The organism is uncultured Cocleimonas sp., from assembly GCF_947495625.1.
In the GTDB taxonomy this organism is placed as follows: domain Bacteria; phylum Pseudomonadota; class Gammaproteobacteria; order Thiotrichales; family Thiotrichaceae; genus Cocleimonas.
In genome coordinates this window covers 52,961-72,768 of the sequence record NZ_CANLZW010000022.1, presented here as the reverse complement: position 1 = coordinate 72,768, position 19,808 = coordinate 52,961, and the positions used below count along the sequence as shown (strand labels likewise).

Annotated in this window: 16 protein-coding genes and 1 tRNA gene; 6 read left to right on the top strand and 11 right to left on the bottom strand. The window is 38.9% G+C overall.

Annotation, left to right across the window (positions count from 1 at the left end):
• Positions 1-45 precede the first annotated feature (45 nt).
• Positions 46-1,326 carry a lytic murein transglycosylase gene (locus Q1A31_RS13240; RefSeq protein ID WP_299877373.1) on the bottom strand — a complete coding sequence of 427 codons (1,281 nt, stop codon included), beginning with the start codon at positions 1,324-1,326 and terminating at the stop codon, positions 46-48.
• Between the two features lie 645 nt (positions 1,327-1,971).
• On the opposite strand from Q1A31_RS13240, the gene Q1A31_RS13235 reads away from it, so the two are divergent.
• Positions 1,972-2,196, top strand: coding sequence for a hypothetical protein (locus tag Q1A31_RS13235; RefSeq protein ID WP_299877370.1), 225 nt, complete (start codon positions 1,972-1,974; stop codon positions 2,194-2,196).
• 71 nt (positions 2,197-2,267) lie between these two features.
• Entirely contained in the window at positions 2,268-2,462 is a 195-nt protein-coding gene (locus Q1A31_RS13230; RefSeq protein ID WP_299877367.1) for a hypothetical protein, read from the top strand.
• Positions 2,463-2,538: 76 nt separating this feature from the next.
• Here the strand turns inward: Q1A31_RS13230 and lptE are convergent, their stop codons facing one another.
• Positions 2,539-3,147, bottom strand: a complete 609-nt coding sequence (gene lptE, locus Q1A31_RS13225) for an LPS assembly lipoprotein LptE (protein WP_299877364.1) — start codon at positions 3,145-3,147, stop codon at positions 2,539-2,541.
• Between the two features lie 10 nt (positions 3,148-3,157).
• The gene (gene leuS / locus Q1A31_RS13220; RefSeq protein ID WP_299877361.1) at positions 3,158-5,755 is read right to left on the bottom strand and encodes a leucine--tRNA ligase; all 2,598 of its coding nucleotides are present in this window, start codon (positions 5,753-5,755) and stop codon (positions 3,158-3,160) included.
• A 329-nt stretch (positions 5,756-6,084) separates the two neighbouring features.
• Between leuS and Q1A31_RS13215 the strand changes: the two genes are divergently transcribed.
• Together Q1A31_RS13215 and Q1A31_RS13210 are read left to right on the top strand one after the other, a co-directional pair.
• A complete protein-coding gene (locus Q1A31_RS13215; RefSeq protein WP_299877358.1) occupies positions 6,085-7,101 on the top strand; it encodes a class 1 fructose-bisphosphatase in 1,017 nt (338 codons plus the stop codon).
• 302 nt (positions 7,102-7,403) lie between these two features.
• A complete protein-coding gene (locus Q1A31_RS13210; RefSeq protein ID WP_299877355.1) occupies positions 7,404-7,964 on the top strand; it encodes a cytochrome b in 561 nt (186 codons plus the stop codon).
• A 147-nt stretch (positions 7,965-8,111) separates the two neighbouring features.
• Here Q1A31_RS13210 and Q1A31_RS13205 read toward each other — a convergent pair whose 3' ends face one another.
• Together Q1A31_RS13205 and Q1A31_RS13200 are read right to left on the bottom strand one after the other, a co-directional pair.
• Positions 8,112-8,783: a cytochrome b/b6 domain-containing protein gene (locus Q1A31_RS13205; RefSeq protein WP_299877352.1), complete on the bottom strand. Its 672-nt coding sequence runs from the start codon at positions 8,781-8,783 to the stop codon at positions 8,112-8,114.
• Positions 8,780-10,402 carry a tetrathionate reductase family octaheme c-type cytochrome gene (locus Q1A31_RS13200; RefSeq protein ID WP_299877349.1) on the bottom strand — a complete coding sequence of 541 codons (1,623 nt, stop codon included), beginning with the start codon at positions 10,400-10,402 and terminating at the stop codon, positions 8,780-8,782. The genes Q1A31_RS13205 and Q1A31_RS13200 overlap by 4 nt, the downstream gene beginning before the upstream one ends.
• Before the next feature lie 275 nt (positions 10,403-10,677).
• Between Q1A31_RS13200 and Q1A31_RS13195 the strand changes: the two genes are divergently transcribed.
• A complete protein-coding gene (locus tag Q1A31_RS13195; RefSeq protein WP_299877346.1) occupies positions 10,678-11,271 on the top strand; it encodes a redoxin family protein in 594 nt (197 codons plus the stop codon).
• Positions 11,272-11,286: 15 nt separating this feature from the next.
• Here the strand turns inward: Q1A31_RS13195 and recJ are convergent, their stop codons facing one another.
• The 3 genes from recJ to Q1A31_RS13180 form a co-directional block, all read right to left on the bottom strand.
• Positions 11,287-13,047, bottom strand: a complete 1,761-nt coding sequence (gene recJ / locus Q1A31_RS13190; protein ID WP_299877343.1) for a single-stranded-DNA-specific exonuclease RecJ — start codon at positions 13,045-13,047, stop codon at positions 11,287-11,289.
• Positions 13,044-14,159 (bottom strand): hypothetical protein, encoded by a 1,116-nt coding sequence (locus Q1A31_RS13185; RefSeq protein WP_299877340.1) that lies wholly within the window; start codon positions 14,157-14,159, stop codon positions 13,044-13,046. The genes recJ and Q1A31_RS13185 overlap by 4 nt, the downstream gene beginning before the upstream one ends.
• A 15-nt stretch (positions 14,160-14,174) precedes the next feature.
• Positions 14,175-14,251 (bottom strand) — tRNA-Pro (locus Q1A31_RS13180).
• Positions 14,252-14,587: 336 nt separating this feature from the next.
• On the opposite strand from Q1A31_RS13180, the gene Q1A31_RS13175 reads away from it, so the two are divergent.
• On the top strand, positions 14,588-15,502 hold the full coding sequence (locus Q1A31_RS13175) for a polysaccharide deacetylase family protein (RefSeq protein WP_299877337.1): 915 nt from the start codon (positions 14,588-14,590) through the stop codon (positions 15,500-15,502).
• 136 nt (positions 15,503-15,638) lie between these two features.
• On the opposite strand, the gene Q1A31_RS13170 is transcribed toward Q1A31_RS13175, so the two are convergent.
• The 3 genes from Q1A31_RS13170 to Q1A31_RS13160 form a co-directional block, all read right to left on the bottom strand.
• Positions 15,639-16,745 (bottom strand): glycosyltransferase, encoded by a 1,107-nt coding sequence (locus Q1A31_RS13170; protein ID WP_299877334.1) that lies wholly within the window; start codon positions 16,743-16,745, stop codon positions 15,639-15,641.
• A gap of 73 nt (positions 16,746-16,818) precedes the next feature.
• On the bottom strand, positions 16,819-17,943 hold the full coding sequence (locus tag Q1A31_RS13165; protein ID WP_299877331.1) for a GNAT family N-acetyltransferase: 1,125 nt from the start codon (positions 17,941-17,943) through the stop codon (positions 16,819-16,821).
• 155 nt (positions 17,944-18,098) lie between these two features.
• Positions 18,099-19,787, bottom strand: a complete 1,689-nt coding sequence (locus Q1A31_RS13160; RefSeq protein WP_299877328.1) for an EAL domain-containing protein — start codon at positions 19,785-19,787, stop codon at positions 18,099-18,101.
• Positions 19,788-19,808: the final 21 nt, after the last annotated feature.

Below are 19,808 nucleotides of genomic sequence, written 5' to 3'. Positions count from 1 at the left end.
CATTTTTTGCGCTATTTTAGCGCATGCTGATTGATTATATCTATTTTATTTTATTGATAGTGGTTTCTGGCTACTCGCCTGCTGTCTTAACAAACCCAGTAAGCGCAAATTAGCATAACCATCACCGGCATAACCTTGCTCAACTTGCCATGCTCTTATCGCTTCTCGGGTTTTTATTCCAATCTTTCCATCCGCTAAACCCGGGCTAAAACCTTCGAGGTTCAAGCGCATCTGGATTTCTTCTACCTCATATCGGCTTAGGGCTTTGTCGGATAACGGCCATGCAGCCTGTATTTTTTCACCGCTTGCTAACAATCTGCTTAATTGTGCAACAGCTAAAGCATAACTTGATGAGTTATTATAAAGTTTAATAACATCAAAGTTATGCGTAACTAAAAATTTCGGACCAAATTGCCCAGCTGGAATAAATAAGGCTGCTTGTCTGAGCGGATATTGATAATCCTTACCATTCACCTGAGTAACGTTTAATTCACGCCATTGCTCGAACCTGAGCTGGTAAGATGAGCTATTCAAACGCCAATCAAACTTTCTGGGTAGTTTGACTTCCACCCCCCAACTTTCATCCTTTCTCCAACCTGATTCAGCAAGGTAATGCGCTATAGATGCTACGACGTCAGGTATGGTCTGCCATAAATCGATAATGCCATCGGAGTTTTGATCTACGGCATACTTCAAATAGGAGCTCGGCATAAACTGCGGTTGACCCATTGCACCTGCCCAGGAACCAACCAGGTCTTTCGAATGTATTTTGTAACTCTGTAATATTTTTAAGCTAATCAGTAACTCATTTCGCGCAAACTTGGAGCGTTTTTTGGAACCGCTCGCATAAGCCAGAGTCGCCAAAGACCGAACCACATTTTTATTGCCGTAATTCCGTCCATAATCACTTTCCAGCGCCCAGATAGCAAGAATGATTTCTCGTTGAACACCGTATCTTTCTTCTACTAAATCAAACAAAGCATCGTATTGATTCATCAAACTTCTGCCCTTTTTAATCCGGGCATCAGAAGTCGCGTTATTGAGGTATTCCCATATATTGCGGGTGAACTCAGGCTGGCTATTATCAAGCCTAATGATATCGGGATCGAGTTTAAGAGCTGCTAAAGACTTATCAAACAAGCTTGCTTGAATCCCCTGCTCCAGTGCTTCAACGCGAAACTCCTGCTTCCACTTTTCGAAGTTAGCATCAGCCATTGCCATTTTTGTTGTAACTAAGGTTACAGCAAATGAAATAGCAAATAGAGTTATGAGTTTGTAAAAAATAGACTTAACAACAACCACCAAATTTTTATTAACTTTTAGCATACTATTACTTTACGTAATCTGCGTATATTTAGTTATGAAAAATAGCCGAAAATCATTCTTATAGCATAGTATCTTTCAGTTATTAGTAGGATAGTTCAAATCTAGATAAAAATGGTATTTACACAATTTATTTAGTCACCCCCCTACTTTTGAGCAGTTTTTATACAGAACCAAGAATTGAGTTAATTGAAGTGATTTATCTATTTTTATTCCAATAAATAAATAAGATTGATTCTGGGTATTTTTTGATACTTATTCTTCAATAAACTACTCAAAGCCACTAAAAAATATGCCCACCTCTTCCAGATAACACTAACGAATACTTTTGAATTTTTATTTTTTTAAATTAATTTAATATTATTTAAGATCTATTTAATAGAATGTTTTACAGGTTATAAGACATTTTATTGATAATTCAATTTAGAAAAATTATACATTTAAAACAATACCTTATACAAAAAAACCGAAATGGAAAACCTACAAAAACCTGGTTTATTTAGAAAATTCTTAAGAACACCAAATAATAAATTTTAAATTAATTTGAATCCAAAAAAAATATTACTGCGTTACTAGACCCAAGACACAGACAAAAACAGTCTTAAACAAAAAATTGGAAACATTAACTAAATTTAAAGGTAATAAATTATGAAAACTCAAACTAAAGCAATCTTAACAGGCACACTTTTAACAGCACTATTTACTGCTCTAGTCGCAGGTCAATCTGCATTCGCTGGACAAGATACAGATCGGAGTGTTTACGCAGAATTAGCAACAAATACGACAATGACTGAATCAGTAAAGAATGACAAAGTACGCTACGACGCACCAACATTTGATAATGAAGACACTGTTATCAGCGGCAGAAAATAAGAACCTATTCTTATTTAAACTAAATATTTTATAAAACCAAATTATATAAACAAAATTAAAGGAAATTTAACATGAACACTAAAGCAATCATCGCAGCCACATTACTTACAGCACTAGTAGCAGGTCAATCTGCAATCGCTGGACAAGACACGGACAATGGAGTTTTCGCTACAGCAGCAGCTTCTGAATCAACAATGGTTCAAAAAGTTAACTACCAGGCTCCTTCGTTTGAAGTTGAAGAAATGACGGTTAGCGGTAGAAAGTAATTTAATACATACAAACTATTACTCTCCTTCTAAAAGCCCTTGTTTGATTATTCAAACAGGGGTTTTTCGTGTTTGATTACTTAGAATATTGCAGACGCAATAGAATCAAACGTGAAGCTTCCTGATAGAGCTTATTTTTTACCAGCTTCTCTTCTTCTGCTTTACCTAAAGCATAATCTGGATCATAAAGATAAGATTTATCGATATTGATTCGACGTATTGGTAATTTCTTTTCTTTGTTCTTTTTGCCATCAGCCGTTTTTCTATCAGCCGTTTTACCCTCAAGAATTACAACTTCATAATTAAATTTTAGGTACAACAAGTACTCTCTGACTTTTCGCTCGCTAGTATAAGCAACCACGCGCTTATCCTGCTTATAGTCCTTTAAACGAATGATGCTTTTGGCTGCAGAACTATTTTCATCTTCTGCTATGAGCCTTCCACCTGCATTTTCCAGCGCTTCTTCAAATATATCTCTAAAGCCACTATCAACGGGTAAATTTTCTAAGGCTATGGTTTGATATTGGGGAGGTAAATCAACGCTATTGCGTAAATGAAAACCATTACCGCTACAACCTTGCAACATAGATGCAAGTAACACGGACGATCCGAGTAAAACGAAAAACGCCACCCGCTTTTTCCGTGAGAAAAAGTCAGATGACGCTTTAGCGAATGAAGTATTCATGTTTACCTAATTAGTTGGCCACGATATTGATTAATCGGCCTTTAACCACTATCACTTTACGTACTGTGAGGTCTTCAAGGAAGCCTTTAACATTCTCATTGTCCATGGCTAATGCTTTTACGTCATCATCACTCGCATCAACCGCAACATCTACCTTACCGCGTAACTTTCCGTTGATTTGAATCATCATTTGAATTTTGCTTTGCTCTAGCGCTTCTTCATCCATTTCTGGCCATGACTCATCCATCAATACGCTATCTTTGCCGAGTATCTCCCATAGCTTTTGACAAGCATGCGGCATTATTGGAGCAAGCATCAACACGATTAATTCAAGTGTTTCTTGTCGAACAGCACGTCCCTGATCGCTGTCTTCATGGAATTTGAACAAATCATTCAGCAATTCCATATTCGCAGCAATGGCAGTATTAAAGGTAAAACGGCGTGACATATCATCCGTTACTTTTTGCAACGTGTTGTATGTTTTACGACGCATTTCCTGCTGCTCGTCTGTCAAATCATCCGTATCTAAATCTGTTAATGGACGATTTTCCAGATGCACATAAACCTGACGCCATAAACGCTTAATAAAACGATTTGCGCCTTCAACACCGGTATCAGACCATTCCATACTCTGATCGGGTGGAGATGCAAACATCGAAAATACACGCAAGGTATCCGCGCCGAATTTTTCGATGAGCTCCTGTGGATCTACACCGTTATTTTTCGACTTCGACATTTTACTCATGCCAGAAGATACCGCTTCACGACCTTGGTCGTCTTTATAACCGAGTATTTTACCTTTTGAGTTACGCTCGATTTCGATGTCTTTCGGCGCAATCCATTCCTGACCGCCGCTCTCACCTTCTACATAATAGGTATCCGCAAGCACCATGCCTTGCGTTAACAAATTAGTGAATGGCTCATCGCATTCAACCAAACCTTCATCACGCATTAACTTATTAAAGAAACGCGCGTATAAAAGATGAAGTACAGCATGCTCGATACCACCAACGTATTGATCAACTGGTAACCAGTAATCCGCACGCTCATCCAGCATTGATTTATCATTATCTGGACCCGTATATCTTGCGTAGTACCACGATGATTCAAAGAAGGTATCGAATGTATCCGTTTCACGAGTCGCACCTTTGCCACAAGTAGGGCAACGCGTTTCGTAAAACTCAGGCATATTTTTAATTGGTGATGCACCGCTTTCATCGAAAACGATATCGGTTGGTAATACCACCGGTAAATCTTCATCCGGCACAGGTACTGCACCACAATCATCACAATAGATAATCGGAATTGGACAACCCCAGTAACGCTGACGGGAAACACCCCAATCACGTAAACGGTAATTAACCGTCTTTCGGCCTTTTTTCTGCTCTTGAAGGAAATCTGCGATTGAATCGCTTGCTTCTTCTGAAGTCAAACCATCAAACTGATCTGAATTGATCAGCACACCTTTTTCAGTGTATGCGCCTTCATCAATATTCAGATTACTCGCAACCGTTTCATTGGCAGAAGTAATAACTTGTGTGATTGGCAGTTTGTACGTCTTGGCAAATTCCCAATCGCGAACATCGTGCGCAGGTACCGACATAACCGCACCCGAGCCATAACTCATCAACACAAAGTTAGCAGCCCAGATTGGCACATTCTTACCGGTAATTGGATGAACCGCAAACAAGCCAGTATCAATACCTTTCTTTTCCATCGTCGCCATATCGGCTTCGGCAGTTTTCATGTTTTTGCATTCGTCGATGAATGCGGCTAAATCCGGATTTTCTACAGCCGCACGCTCAGCCAAATGATGCTGAGGTGCAACAGCTAGATATGTCACACCCATTAAAGTATCAGGGCGTGTGGTAAATACTGATAAGGTTTCTTCAGAATTAGCTAAGCCAAATTCAAGTTCTACACCTTTAGAACGTCCAATCCAGTTTTCCTGCATGGTACGAACTTGCTGTGGCCAGTTTTCTAATTGACGAACGTCTTCTAAAAGCTCATCAGCATAAGCCGTAATTTTTAAGAACCATTGATCAATTTCGCGCTGTTCAACTAATGCGCCCGAACGCCAGCCACGACCATCCACTACCTGCTCATTCGCAAGTACCGTGTTATCCACCGGATCCCAGTTTACAGTTGCTTTTTTGCGGTAAACCAAGCCTTTTTCTAATAAACGTAGGAAGAACCATTGCTCCCAACGGTAATAGTCTGGCTTACAGGTTGCGAGTTCACGCGACCAATCATAGGCAAAGCCCATGGTGCGGAGTTGCGCACCCATTTCTGCCACATTGGAATCTGTCCATTCAGCAGGTGGTACATTATTTTTGATAGCAGCATTTTCTGCAGGCAGACCAAACGCATCCCACCCCATAGGTTGTAATACATTCTTACCCTGCATACGCTGAAAGCGTGAAATTACATCGCCAATGGTGTAATTACGCACATGCCCCATGTGTAGCTTACCGCTCGGGTAAGGGAACATAGAAAGGCAATAGAATTTTTCTTTATCTGGATCTTCGGTGACTTCAAAGAGCTTTTTATCTTCCCACATTTGCTGGACTGTAGGTTCGATGTCTTTATGGTTATATTGTTCTTGCATAGATCATACACGCATTTCTAAAAGCTATTTCTAGAAATAGTTATAAAAATCACGCGAAAAGTTAGGGGAATTGGAGGATACCGAGGATTTTACAAACTCGCTACTTTTTTTACGTGGTTTTTCAGTTAAATAAATTCAAAACCAAGCCCATCAAACCGTGTTTTCGATATGCTAAACGCTATCTGACTAGGTTCTGTTAGCAGCTAACCCCAAAATAGCGCCTCTATTTTTTATCCTTATTAATGGATATATCACACCTGAATTGTGGATATACAATCAACTTAACTTATTTGTTAACCTCACTTATTTATATCTTTACAGGGTGCGTCATGCAAAAGCTCGGAACCACACTTTCATCATTTATCATCGACGAACAACGCAAACTCGGCAACAAAGCCAGTGGCGAATTTACCGGTTTACTCAATGACATCACTATCGCCTGTAAAGGCATTGCAAATCTCGTCAACAAAGGTGACTTAGCTGGCGTTTTGGGTGCTACCGATAGTGAAAACGCAATGGGTGATGTGCAAAAGAAAATGGATTTAATCGCCAACGATTTATTCATCGACGCACTGGAAAACAACGGTCACTGCGCAGGCATGGCATCAGAAGAACTAGATGAAGTTCTGACCCTACCTGAAGGAAAACCCCGCGGACATTATCTCGTCACTTTCGATCCATTAGATGGTTCATCCAATATGGATATCAATATGGATGTTGGCGCGATCTTCTCTGTATTAAAAGCACCAGCAGGTAAAGAAAATCCAACCGCAAAAGATTTTGCCAAACCAGGTACAGAACAGGTTGCCGCAGGTTATTGTTTATACGGCCCATCATCAATGATGGTATTGACCACAGGAAATGGCGTAAACGGATTTACACTGTGTTCTTCAATTGGAGAATTCATTCTCACCCATCCAAATATGGAAATCCCGAAAGATACCGCTGAATATGCTATCAATTCATCGAATCAACGCTTCTGGGAGCCGCCCGTACAAAAATACATCGCAGACTGCGTTCAGGGCGAAGAAGGCCCATTAGGAAAACGATATAACATGCGCTGGGTAGCCGCAATGGTTGGCGAGATTCACCGAATCCTCTGCCGTGGTGGCGTATTCCTCTACCCCATCGACGAGCGCAATCGTGAAGTAGGTGGAAAACTACGCTTACTCTACGAAGGCAACCCAATGGCAATGATCGTTGAACAAGCTGGAGGAGCAGCCAATACTGGTTACGGTAGAATTATGGAAGTACAACCCAATGGCGACCCGCATCAGCGTGTGCCTGTGATTATGGGCTCTAAGAATGAAGTGAATAAGATTCTTGAGTACCATAATGTTAACTGATTCAATCTAAATCAAAATATGCTTATAAGTGGCTTTTCTAGGCTCACCAAGAGCCTGAAAAGTCCATCGTAGAATCCATAAGGAATCGTCGATATACGTTGTTTGCACTTGAGATGGTATTACTACTTGTAAGGTCACCCCCCTACTTTTAGCCACTTTTTTAAGTATTTTTCTAAAACAAGTCCTTAATATTTTCACAGTTGTAAATTAACGTAATTCTTTAGATTTTACAGTCCAGATTCAACTATTATTCCGCGAAATATCTAACCACATTTATAACTTAATATTTCAAGAGAATAACCATGAAAGATACATTTGAAAAATTCAGCCCACTTACTGTCGGCTTCCATTGGATAATTGCCATAGGCATGATTGCGATGTTAGCCTTCGGTCTTTATATCGAAGATCTCCCTAAGGGGCCCGATAAATTTAGTCTGTTAGACCTGCACAAGTCATTCGGTATCGTTATATTTGTATTGGCAACTGCCCGCATTTTCTGGCGCATCAAGAACAAATTCCCTAAACCATTGAGTGAGATGCCAAGCTGGCAGGAATTTTCAGCTAAATTCGCTCACTGGTTTCTAATTATTGCTACTGTGATGATGCCAATTTCTGGAGTCATGATGTCTGCCGGTGGTGGTCATGCTATCTCCTTCTTTGGACTAGAGCTCATCGCTTCAGGGGATAAGAATGAGATCATTGGTAACATAGGTCATATCATTCATGGTTTGGGGAGCAAAGTACTTATTTTCTTTATTTTGCTGCATTCTCTTGGCGCGATTAAACACCAGTATATGGATAAAGACGGAACGATCTCAAGAATGGCTGGTAAGCGTGTAAAAACCAATACGGAAAACGTATAAAAACAGCCTATAAGTTGGGGGGTGTCTATTTTTCAATTAAGGAAAGTATGCTCTCTAAAACATCGATTAAATTGCGTTTAACGCTTAGCGTTAAAATCTACAGAACCTTAGTTTAACTAAGGCTCTGTTCTTTAGACAAGTGGGTATTTATTTTATGGTTACTTCAGGTTTGATATGACCTGGCTCATCTTGTTGCAAATAGGACTCTTCCGCTTCGGTTAGATCGACATCGTCGTAGCCCGTAATCATTGGCTTAACATGCTCTTTAAATGAATGACCCGTGGTTAACAAGTAGATATGAGCGATAATAAAAATCAAAATTGCAAATGCTGAGATTACATGGATCGTTGCAACGCCTTCGAGCCAGTTTTTTCCAGCAGTCAGATTACTCCACATTGGGTAGGACAAATAGAGTAATCCTGATACCCAGATTGCCGGAAACAGGAATATTTTTAGGCCGAGATAAGAAAGTGCCTGAAGTGGGTTATGCTTGCGCTGGTAGGTTTTTCGGTAGGGGTGATGCTCACCTTTGAAAATACCAAACGCATAGTAACGCGCAACGCGAAACAAACCATTACTAGTCGGTACATAATGACGCCAGGTTCCTGTGGTGAAATGCCAGAAAATCGCGAATATCCACAATACAATCAATGCCAGTGCTGCGAAAGTATGCAGCATCCCCGACGTTTCAAAAGACATCAGTGAATGAGTACCGCGGATGGCAAAGCCGGTAAACAGCAGGATAAAAATTAGCGTCATTTGCGACCAATGCCAGAAACGCTCGAACTTTGTAAACATAATGACACGACGCGTACTCATGACTGTTTACCTCCTTTTTTGAAAACCAGGCGCATAAGCCCATGACCAATTACTCCTAGTAGCGTGAGTAATACGGCTAATATACCCAACTTGTCTAATGTTCCATTATTGCTTTGACCTGGCATATAGACACCTTTGATATCGGCTAAGCGTCCATCTTTTGCATGGCAGCTGGCACAATCCAGAGCTTCATCTTTTGGTGCAACCATGTGAGTAATTGGCCAATACATATAGGTATCGACAAAACCAAACTCACCAGAATAGTCTGCACCGACCGAATCCATCCCAGCCTGTATAGCTTTAGCCCAGTCAAAGTTTGTCCAGAACGCAGTATCTGTGGTTGGCCCCCAGACATTGCTTAACACCAAGGTATTCTTCACTTTGTCATAGGCCTGGGAACCAGACATTCGCTTAAACGGCCAGATACGAGAATCGGGGTCTGCCGCAGAACCCTCAATTCTGTTTACATCAACCACTTTTGTAGGGTCAATTTTTTCTGATTGCAAAGTGTATTGCACCTGACCATCAAACCATGAGTAATACGGCACAACGTTCTCACCGTATTCAAACGTGCCTTTGGTTGAGAGATAGGTATGCAGGTGTTTGCCATTACCCTGAGTGTAATTTTCTTCACTGTAAGGCTTGCCGTCTTTTAATTTGCCAGCCTCAGACCAGCGCCATGAGGTTTTGGTAGCGACACCGCCTTTCGCAAACTCAGGAATATGACAGGTCTGACATGCTACTTTTTCGGTATGATTATTTAATTTGACGTGTTTTAGTGAATTGTCTGGGTGAGGTTTATTTGTATGACAAGATTCACAGGTCGCTACATCGCGGCGTTCACCTGGTTTCTTGTTGCCATCGTCATGTGTATTGACTGCATATCGACTTCCTTCAATCATATGTTCTGTAGAAATATGACAAGTAGTACAGGCAAAGTTAAGACCATCTGCTGCCATGTGAACATCTACGTGTTTGTCTGGTGCTAATAATGCTGTCGATAAATCACCGTGTTTTACATTGTCTGCCCCACCGCCAAAAAAGTGACAACTACCGCAATTTTCACGTTCTGGCAGACCCACACTCTGAGCTACCTTGCTTAAATCAGGTGGCATCTGCATCACACCATTACTTTCCTTAGGCTCGTATAGAGGATGCCCTGCGCCTGTTGGCCATTTGGAATACGTGCCGGTAGTATCGTGACATACGACACAATCCACCTTGTTATCTTCGGGTGGAGGTGCTTTATTCATATCTTTCCAGTCATAACCAACATGACAACTGGTGCAGCGAGGCTCATTCGATGCCACATTTCCACAAAAAGAGTTAAGGACATGACGCTTACCCAGCATCTGACCAGTTTCGGGATGTTCAAATTCCCACTTCCAATGCAGAGATTGTTTCACCTGATGGGCGGCCTTGGTATGACAAGTCAAACACGCTGCGGTGAGTTCTGGACCAGACTTAAACTGCTGTTGCAGGATTTCAAATTTACTGTGATCAGCTGTAGAAGTTGATGTGTGTTTCGGTGCTTTTACAATTGCTTTAGGCGGTGATTCTGCTTGTGCAATACCAAAAAAAAGCGCTATAAAAAATACAATCGAATATTTAAATTTCATCTGCCCTAACCTCAGAATAGAGGCCGTATAGCATATAAAAAGTTACTGTTTACTACCTTGATATAACGCAATTGAAAATAAAATAAAAAATATATCTTAATATTATTAGTTATCAGTCTTTTACTCAGTGACAACTAGTCATTTATTTTAAGTCACCCCCCTACTTTTAGGTCATTTTTTGAAATGTTTAGCGATCAATAAAACCATATCTTTAAAAATTGCATCCCAAAAATAAACAGAACCGTATCTAATTGATAATAGAACGGGATCACTCCATGAAACACTTTTGCCATAATCGTAGAAAACTTTTAAAAGCTGGCGCTGCTAGTACGGCCGCCATGTTGTTACCAACAACTGCATTAGCCGCCAAAAAACATGACTATGGTATTGCGGGAAAGTTAGCGCCTGAGCTTGAGATTTCTGACTGGATTGATGGCTCAGGAAAGTCTACCTCGTTCAAACTAGCTGACCATCAGGGCAAATATGTGTTTATGGAGTTTTGGCAATCATGGTGCCCCGGATGCCATGCACACGGCTTTCCTACGTTAAAAAAGATTTCAGATGCATTTAAAAATAGTGAACACTTTACCGCTATTGCGATTCAAACCACTTTCGAAGGCCATACGGTAAACACGTCAAATAAAATGAGAGAAATTCAAAAGCGTTATGACCTTGATATCGTGTTTGGGCATGATGCAGGAGACCCAAAATCTCATGGACATCCTAAAACCATGATGGATTATCGCTCTGGCGGTACACCATGGGCAGTGCTGATCTCACCAGAAGGAAAGGTCTTATTTAATGACTTTCATATAAATGCCGAGGGCGCTATTCAATTATTGGAACAAGAAATTAAAAAGCTGGCTTAGCTACCGCATTTCTTTTTATAAAAGTTTCTCAACCATCAATTGCAACGAACAGGTTTCTCTAAACTCGTTCACTTCCAATCGGTACAATAAATGCACTTCATCGCCTTCGACCGGCCAGCTATTTACATCAATATTAAAAGCTATGGCATCGACGGTTCGACCTTGATTAAAGACACCATCTGAGTCGACACTTATAGGTTTCAATACCATCTTCAGATGTTTTTCTTTGAGTATACGTTTATTCACAATGATGAATTTATTATCAAACGCAGGGGCTGGAAAATGTTGCCCCCACGGCACGGCAAAACGTAACTGATCTGCATGTTTTAACTGAAAATCATCTGCCTCTAATTCACCATCGCTGTAATGAATTTCTTCGAAAGTCTCATCATCTGCATGCCTTGCAACGACGTCACAAATAGCTTTCTTGAATGCTTCTAAATTGGATACATCGAGTGTCAGACCTGCTGCCATTGCGTGGCCACCAAACTTATCGAGCAAACCCGGATTACCAGAAGCGACCTCATCAAACGTATCTCTAATGTGAATGGTAGGGATTGATCTGGCTGAGCCTTTGATGTCGCTATTATCTGGATCATGCTCATCGGCAGGAGCAAAAATCACTGTAGGTCGATGGTATTTTTCTCTAATTCTTGCAGCCAGTATTCCAATCACCCCTTGATGCCACGATGGATTGTAAAGGCAGATTACAGGAGGAATATTGCCTTTTAATTCATCCAGATTTAATTCTTCCAATGCGGCCAGGGCTTCTGCTTTCATACCGTCTTCTATCGCACGCCGCTCAATATTTAAATCATCTAATGCTTCGGCTATTTCAATCGCATGATTAGCATCTTCACTCAATAAACATTCAATACCTAAAGACATGTCGTCTAAGCGACCAGCAGCATTTAATCTTGGACCACAGGCAAAACCTAAATCCGAGCTTACCGCACTTTGGATATTGCGTTTGGCAATTCGGAATAAGGCCTGAATGCCTTCACAAGCAACACCACCCCTCATTCGACGCAAGCCTTGTTCCACTAAAATTCTATTGTTTTGATCTAAAGGAACAACATCAGCAACCGTACCTAAAGCAACTAGGTCTAATAAGTTAATCAAATCCGGCTTCAGGTGATCATTTTTTATAAAGTATCCCTGTTCAGTCAGCGCTTTTTTGAGCGCTAACATCATGTAAAAAATAACGCCTACACCTGCCAGATTCTTTGATGGAAAATCATCACCTTTTTGATTTGGGTTAATAATGGCTTCTGCATCAGGCGTTTTTTTACCGGGTAAATGATGGTCGGTGATAATGACTTTATTGCCATATTTTTTAGCTTCGGCGACACCTTCGATACTTGAAATACCGTTATCCACGGTAATGATAATATCAGGAGAAAAGCGTTGAGCATCTTTGACAATTTCGGGCGTTAAACCGTAACCATATTCAAACCGATTAGGCACTAAATAATCAACCTGACCGGGATAACCTAGAATCTTAAAAGCTTTTACCGCAACAGCAGTAGCCGTTGCACCATCTGCATCAAAATCACCTACTATCAGAATATTCTGTTTTTGTTCAAAGGCATTTACAAGTATCTGAACAGCGGGATCAATTCCTAAAAGCGATGAAATGGGATGTAGCTGTTTGAGCTCAACACTTAATTCACTTTCTGAGTTTATACCTCGTTTAGCTAGCACCCTTGAAAGTAAATCAGCCTGCTGATCATCTTTGCCGATATTGCCACTGTGTTCACGTTGTACTAACCTCATATTAATCTTATCCTAACTTTGTTTTTTTGCTGATTAATTCTCGCTGCGATATTAGAAAGTGGTTGCGGTTGTTTCCAGAAACTCCAGACAGGTGTTTTAAGCGGTCGAATCAGGCTTCCATCAGCGTCATCAATCACTAAATCTATTTGATTCTTCTTCCATGCATGCATCAATGGTTTTATGTAATCCTCATCAATATGCGTAAACACACGTTGATAAGCATCTAGATTTTCTTCTCTAACTGGCTGCTGAAGTTGATCTAGCAAAATGTAAAATTTGCCAGTCCGTTGCCCCTGATTTTTTAGTTGGTTTATAAGCTCTCTGCCATTTTGAGGTAATTTTTGCCAATCACAATTCGCAGCTTGGGCAAACATTTCACCTTTTATTTCATTATTTTCTGGAACGTCATTTGAGAATATTTTTTCATAGTCTGATTTAATTGACTCAGGCTTTCCCCCACCCCAAAACCATAAACTATTTAAGCTAGTCAAACCTGCTATCTCTCTTTGATTATTCAGTTCAGAGCTATGCAGTAGCATTTGAATTTCATTTTGAATTTGTTGCCAGTTTCTTTGTTCACTAACGGGAAGTAAACCTACTATGTTTTTATTTAACACTGCTTCTAAAGGCGTAGTTTTGATGGATTCACTTTTTGGAAAAGTGACATACCAGTGCTGATTGTTACCATAAAAAAACTGCAATCCATCCTGATGAAAATGCTGATTGAGTAAATCTAATATCTCTTGAGCTTCAGCTTCACTAAGGTCAGAGATAATTTCAGTGAGTGTGACATCACTCATACCTACTTCAAAATGCACAGGATCTGCGCAAAGTATCGCATTTTTCTGATTATTTAATGTTGCATCTAAAAGGTTGTTTCGATGAGCTAAAGCTCTATAATGCGCCGCGGGAATTTCAGTGTCATTGAACCCTAGACTGCTAAAAAAACAAGCAGATAGACCATGAACCTTTTGAACGTGGACAAACTCTAATGATGTAAGAAGCAGTGAGAGATAGTTAGAAGTTACTTCAAATCTGAAATCTTTATTCCACAATTCCAAGGGCTCAAATAAAGCGGGAATAGAAAGATGGATTTGAGGTTTAGGAGACATATTTCTCGTGAGAATTGGTCGGGGTGGCCAGATTCGAACTGACGACCACCACACCCCCAGTGTGGTGCGCTACCAGACTGCGCTACACCCCGATATATGAACAATTAGCTATACATGTCTTGATATGTATGAGCTTAGGTTTTAAGAATATTTTATCCATAACACCCAGTTCTTCAACAGCTGCGAAGAATACATGATGTGTAGATAAAACGAAAGAAAAACGGATACTTAACCAATATGTACTACAGATTTCCACTTAATTTAGAGATTAAGCTAATTGATAAAATAATTAGCAATCTGCATTTAATAACAAATGAAATGCACTTCATCGTCAATACTAGACCATTAAAGTGGATTAAAACCAAGTCAACTGTAGATATGTTTATCATGCAAACGTACACATTAAAAATAAAAATTAGGTAGTGAATATGATTTACTCAATAGATGTTGAAGACTGGACTCAGTCGGTACTGGATAATAATAATCCTGTATCTGATCGAGTCCTGAATAGCACATCGCGCATATTAGATTTGCTCGACGAATACGAGCAAAAAGGTACATTTTTCATTTTAGGAAATGTTGCCGAAAAACACCCTAATCTTATTCGAAGAATTGCAGATGCTGGACACGAAGTAGCCTCTCATGGCTATCATCACCATTCAATATTTAACCTTTCACCGAAGCAAGTTAAGAAAGATGTCGGCAATTCTGTAAAGCTTCTTGAAGACATTGTTGGCAAGAAAGTCATTGGTTTTCGTGCGCCTGATTTTTCCATTCGTGAATATCTTTTCGAATGGTATTGCGAAGCCCTTGCAGAGAATGGTTTAAAATATGATTCTTCATTATTCCCAATGAAAGTGATCAAATATGGGATTGAGAAAGAATATTCTTTGAAGATATTTAACAAGTATCATCTGAATGAACATTACTTAAGTTATATGAAAATAGGAAATTCTAAACTTCCGTTTTTTGGCGGCGGGTATTTCAGAGTAACACCCTATTTCCTTACCAAACATTTAAGCAAAAAGCTGAATCAAGATCGTGCTGTGTTCTATATGCATCCTTATGAAATTGATACAGAAGAGCTTGCTGCAATTAAAGGCGAAGGTAAACACATACCTTTAAAGTGGAGACTTTCTCAGTTTGTTGGCAGAAATACAGTTGAGAAGAAACTACACAGATTGTTCACTGATTATGAATTTACATCTTTTGAACAAGAATATTACAGCGAGTCATCATCTTCTATTCCACAGAATACCAAGAGTAACTTAGATGATATTGAGCACGATCATTCTGGAATAAGCCATGACAATATCGTTGCTAAAACCTCTTTCTCTTCATAAGACGAAAGAAGCAACTAAACAGACATAAAAAAACACCCATACGGGTGTTTTTTTATGTCTGTTTAGTATGCTAGTAAAATCTCTTTAGAATCTCTAACCGAACTAGGCTTTCTTGGTTATTAAACCAAGCTCTTATTTAACTATTAGCATCGACCATTTTTTGGTATTCCGCTTTGTATTGATCCGCCATCGCAGTTAAAGAGAAATGTTCTTCAGTATGTTCTTTTGAGTTATGTCCCATTTCTTCTCTTTTTTCTGGTGAATCAATTAATTCTTCCAGATGAGTCATTAGAGCTTCTTCGTCTTCTCCAACATAACCTGTTACACCATGTTGAACCACTTCATCATTGCCTGGGATCTTTGTCACTATTGCAGGAATACCTGAAGCCTGCGCTTCTAGTAAAGCTAGAGATAGCCCTTCATAGGCTGAAGTCTGAAAGTAAATATCCAGAGATGGAATCAACTTTAATGCGTCACTTCTATCAAGCATACCCGTGACTTCAACACCTGCTTTATTGAGCATCTCAACATCATCTTTTTCTCCACCACCAATCCAGATAAATTCGACATCGTTTCTTTTCTTATTAACTTTGTCAGCAATAGCGGCAAAAACCCATGGTGCTTTTTGTAAAGAAATTCGACCTACAACTCCAACCTTAACCTTCTCGTTTTTAACAGAATAGTCTTTAGGTGTTAACTGAACAGTATCAATACCGTTGCTTATTCGGATTAAACGCTTTCCACTACCATTGGTTATGTCTTTGCGAATAATTTCATATTCCTCTTTTCCACAGGCCACGATTGTTCCACCTAACCAATAACCAATATGCTCAAAGTATTTATACAGTTTTCGCTTAATAGGTTGTTCAATTAAGGGGTAATGAATCGCATGTGAAGTGTATAGTAATCGCTTATTTTTTCTCAGCATAAATCCTGCAGCTCTGGCTAAAAAACCACCTTTAGAGGAATGCGTATGAATAATATCCGGATTGATACGTTTGATATTTTTAGTGAGGCCTATCAGTGCTTTAACATCCATCACTGGGTCAATTGAGCGGCTCATTTGCACATGAATTAATTCCACACGCGGATCAAACATTTCTCGCCAGTTTGGAGGAGTATGCTCACGTATAGAATGTAGAACCGTTACCTTATAACCGTCTTCTACTAAACGGTTTGACATATCTACTACCCAAATGAAAACACCATGTTCCATTGGCTCTATTACATGTACGATGTGCATAATTGTCTCTTTATATTATTTTTAGTTATTTTGTGACTGTATGTGTCTTATTGTTCAATTTATTTATAGTAACTCAATCGACTTTAAGTATTTTCAACTGGATAAATTTAGCGATATTAAAAAGGGTAAATCGATATTTATGGGGTGACCACCTTAATCGATACATTGGCTCAGTTTCAGCGGCATATTGTTCTTTTTTATAAGAATCACCCGCATCAGAAAACATAAAATCAAAAACCTGATTATTTTTTATCGACTCACCGATTTCATTACATACCAGAATAAATAAAGGAGAATAACGATTTGCATTTTCAGAATAAAATCCACTTTGGTAATAATGAATCACTCCCTTATCGACAAAACAGTAATATGTTGCTAATGGCATCTCATCTAAATACAGTGTTTTGATAAATGCTTTACCTTTAGGCACTAAACATTTTAATGCTTTTAAGTGAAAGTCTCTAAAAATCTTAGAATCAAATATATTTAGTTTTGTTCTATCATTCCAGCGAGAACTATGCATTTTTGACAGAAGATCAAATAGCTCATCAATGGATTGAGAATCTTCAGTGACTTTTGTTGTGACTTCACCATCTCTAGATAAAATGCGACTTTTTTTGGCAAACATTTTTTTCCAGCGCTTACCCATTTTAGACTGATATTGCTCGAAATCTGTCATCCCAGAGACAGTAAAGCGAACACCATAATGCACTTCTTCTTTGATAATTTTTGTGTCCGCAGTTGAAAAACATTTAGCTATTAAAGAATTTTTTAGAAGAAACTCGAAGTCTGCGAAACTCCATTTATTAGAAGCATTCTCTAGGTAATAAGACATTTGATCAACCATCTGATCTTGATAACCATCTGCAACGATAAAATCGTTAAACTGGGTAACTATCATATCCTTCTTCTCTTCACCAGATCCGATAAAACAAAGTGTTTTACCCTGAATCCATGACTTTGGAAATGTAGATACGATATGAAAAGGAGCTAACCCAACCAGATTATCCTGGTCATACAAACAAACAATAAATAATTCTGATTTGAGAGTTTCTTTAAAAACTTCCCACCAGGTATGCATCCAGTCCCAACTAGAGAAGATTGAAGCGGCATTGCAATTATCGTACAAAGTATCCCAGTCTTTTTGAATATCGGAAAAACCAGAATCAGTGTCGATAACACGTATTGATAAACTCATAGACACCCCCCTACTTTAAGGAGGTTTTTTATGGATAATTTTATTTTAAATAGTTGATTCACTTGTATTATTTTAGTTATTAAACTGGAAATGCGCCAACATTCAATTAGTATTAAGTCATATGAAAATAATGTTACCTGTTAATTGTACATTTATTAGCCATGTTTAGTAGAGCTTTCATGACAGAAGGAAGCACCCGATAGGATGAATAGTTTTTTCATATCAATGCTAAACCCACAAGGTGCGATTACTTTGATATCTTTAGATTCAAGTTGTCTAATTACACTGCTCAAACCTATTTCTCTATTTTCATTTCCTTGAATCTGTCTTGTCCAAGGCAACGACAAGGACACCATTTCAGGATGCAATCTCTTTAACAACTGTACGGAATCTTTTGAGACAGCAAAGCCTTCCAAAGCTATTTGGCAATTAAACGCACGAACTTTATTAGCGAAAACTATTGTCGCTTTAGCCTGCTTTTCGCTTACTTGCGAAGGTACCAAAAAAGTAATATGAGATGATTTGATTCCTAATCTTCTTAGTCCTGGAATCAACCACTCCAAAAATTGTTTATCTGCCACTGACACGCCATTCAATCTTACAATCAAATTTGGCTCTACATTTCGTTTCTTAAGTAGAATTTGAAGAAGACGAGTAAGCTTCACTTTATCCCAAAAAATGGAACAGACCTCTTGTGAGCGTGCCCCAGAGAGATCTTGCAGAATATCATCAACACCTTTTCTCTGAGCGATTGGCACCTTCAAAGATAATAAATAATGTGAATCGAATTTATCGAATTTCAATTCATTTTTCTTTAAACGCTTTAAGCTACTAGTAGAGATTACAGCCTCTTTCCGGTTAATAATTCCTTTTAGTAAACTCGCAGGTGTATAGATCTTTTTTTGTTTGGTATTCATAGTCTCAGAATTACCTTCATTATCATTTTTCAATAAAACCTCAAAAGGGTTTGGGGGTTCTCGTTTTTCCTGTTTCTTTTTAATTGCAGTATCTTTGCTAGGTACACTTTCAGATTCTGGGAAATCACTTAAGTTTACTTGATTTGAGTCTTCTACTTCACCCATTACTCGAACCCAGAATTGTAAACATTTTTTACTTTTATAAACTGTTGGTATTAGATAAGTGTTTGCTCTGAAAGTTGCTCCATTCTTCTTTTTCATCGTTAACACTAATGAATGGTTTAGGTCTGGCTTTCTTAGTTGATCATTTTGAAATCCATCAAATAGACGATGCTCATCTTCCGAGATAAAATCTCTAACAGAGAGTGATCTCAATTCTTGAATTGAGTCCAAATGAAAAAGATTGAGGTAAGTTCTATTTGCGTAAAGATGTAGATCTCTTGAAATAAAAGCAATCGCTTCTCTGCTTGAATCTACCAGCCATTGGCAACGTTTTTCAGAAATACCCAGTAGTGTTTTACACTTCCTGAAGTCTGATTTTATAAAGGCTGTTTGAAGGAGAAACTGGAGCTGCAGAATAGTTTCTTTTTTATCTTTGTCGAAGTGAAGCTTTGATATTTGAGTATTATCATAAGGTGTCTTCAATGAAAGAGATTGTGTCTTCTTCGTCAGAATAACGATGATACTGTCAGAGGCATATTGCCAGACAAGATCAGACAAACTCTCCAACGAGAATGGTACATCATCAGATATAAACACAAGACTTGCGCTTCTCAAGCGCTTGAGACTATTGATGATAGCTCTCTTGGAGTTATCTACCTGTTTAAATCTAAAATGGGCTTCCTGCCCTCTTAGAGTACTTACTAGTTCAGAGTATAATGGTTTATTCTGACCAATCAGCACGCATTGTAAATCACCTTTTATCATAAGATGAACAATACGATAGCC

Excerpts from the sequence above, each read along its gene's own strand:
- Q1A31_RS13240 (WP_299877373.1), bottom strand. The coding sequence starts at position 1,326 with ATGCTAAAAGTTAATAAAAATTTGGTGGTTGTTGTTAAGTCTATTTTT.
- Q1A31_RS13235 (WP_299877370.1), top strand. The coding sequence starts at position 1,972 with ATGAAAACTCAAACTAAAGCAATCTTAACAGGCACACTTTTAACAGCA.
- Q1A31_RS13230 (WP_299877367.1), top strand. The coding sequence starts at position 2,268 with ATGAACACTAAAGCAATCATCGCAGCCACATTACTTACAGCACTAGTA.
- lptE (WP_299877364.1), bottom strand. The coding sequence starts at position 3,147 with ATGAATACTTCATTCGCTAAAGCGTCATCTGACTTTTTCTCACGGAAA.
- leuS (WP_299877361.1), bottom strand. The coding sequence starts at position 5,755 with ATGCAAGAACAATATAACCATAAAGACATCGAACCTACAGTCCAGCAA.
- Q1A31_RS13215 (WP_299877358.1), top strand. The coding sequence starts at position 6,085 with ATGCAAAAGCTCGGAACCACACTTTCATCATTTATCATCGACGAACAA.
- Q1A31_RS13210 (WP_299877355.1), top strand. The coding sequence starts at position 7,404 with ATGAAAGATACATTTGAAAAATTCAGCCCACTTACTGTCGGCTTCCAT.
- Q1A31_RS13205 (WP_299877352.1), bottom strand. The coding sequence starts at position 8,783 with ATGAGTACGCGTCGTGTCATTATGTTTACAAAGTTCGAGCGTTTCTGG.
- Q1A31_RS13200 (WP_299877349.1), bottom strand. The coding sequence starts at position 10,402 with ATGAAATTTAAATATTCGATTGTATTTTTTATAGCGCTTTTTTTTGGT.
- Q1A31_RS13195 (WP_299877346.1), top strand. The coding sequence starts at position 10,678 with ATGAAACACTTTTGCCATAATCGTAGAAAACTTTTAAAAGCTGGCGCT.
- recJ (WP_299877343.1), bottom strand. The coding sequence starts at position 13,047 with ATGAGGTTAGTACAACGTGAACACAGTGGCAATATCGGCAAAGATGAT.
- Q1A31_RS13185 (WP_299877340.1), bottom strand. The coding sequence starts at position 14,159 with ATGTCTCCTAAACCTCAAATCCATCTTTCTATTCCCGCTTTATTTGAG.
- Q1A31_RS13175 (WP_299877337.1), top strand. The coding sequence starts at position 14,588 with ATGATTTACTCAATAGATGTTGAAGACTGGACTCAGTCGGTACTGGAT.
- Q1A31_RS13170 (WP_299877334.1), bottom strand. The coding sequence starts at position 16,745 with ATGCACATCGTACATGTAATAGAGCCAATGGAACATGGTGTTTTCATT.
- Q1A31_RS13165 (WP_299877331.1), bottom strand. The coding sequence starts at position 17,943 with ATGAGTTTATCAATACGTGTTATCGACACTGATTCTGGTTTTTCCGAT.
- Q1A31_RS13160 (WP_299877328.1), bottom strand. The coding sequence starts at position 19,787 with ATGATAAAAGGTGATTTACAATGCGTGCTGATTGGTCAGAATAAACCA.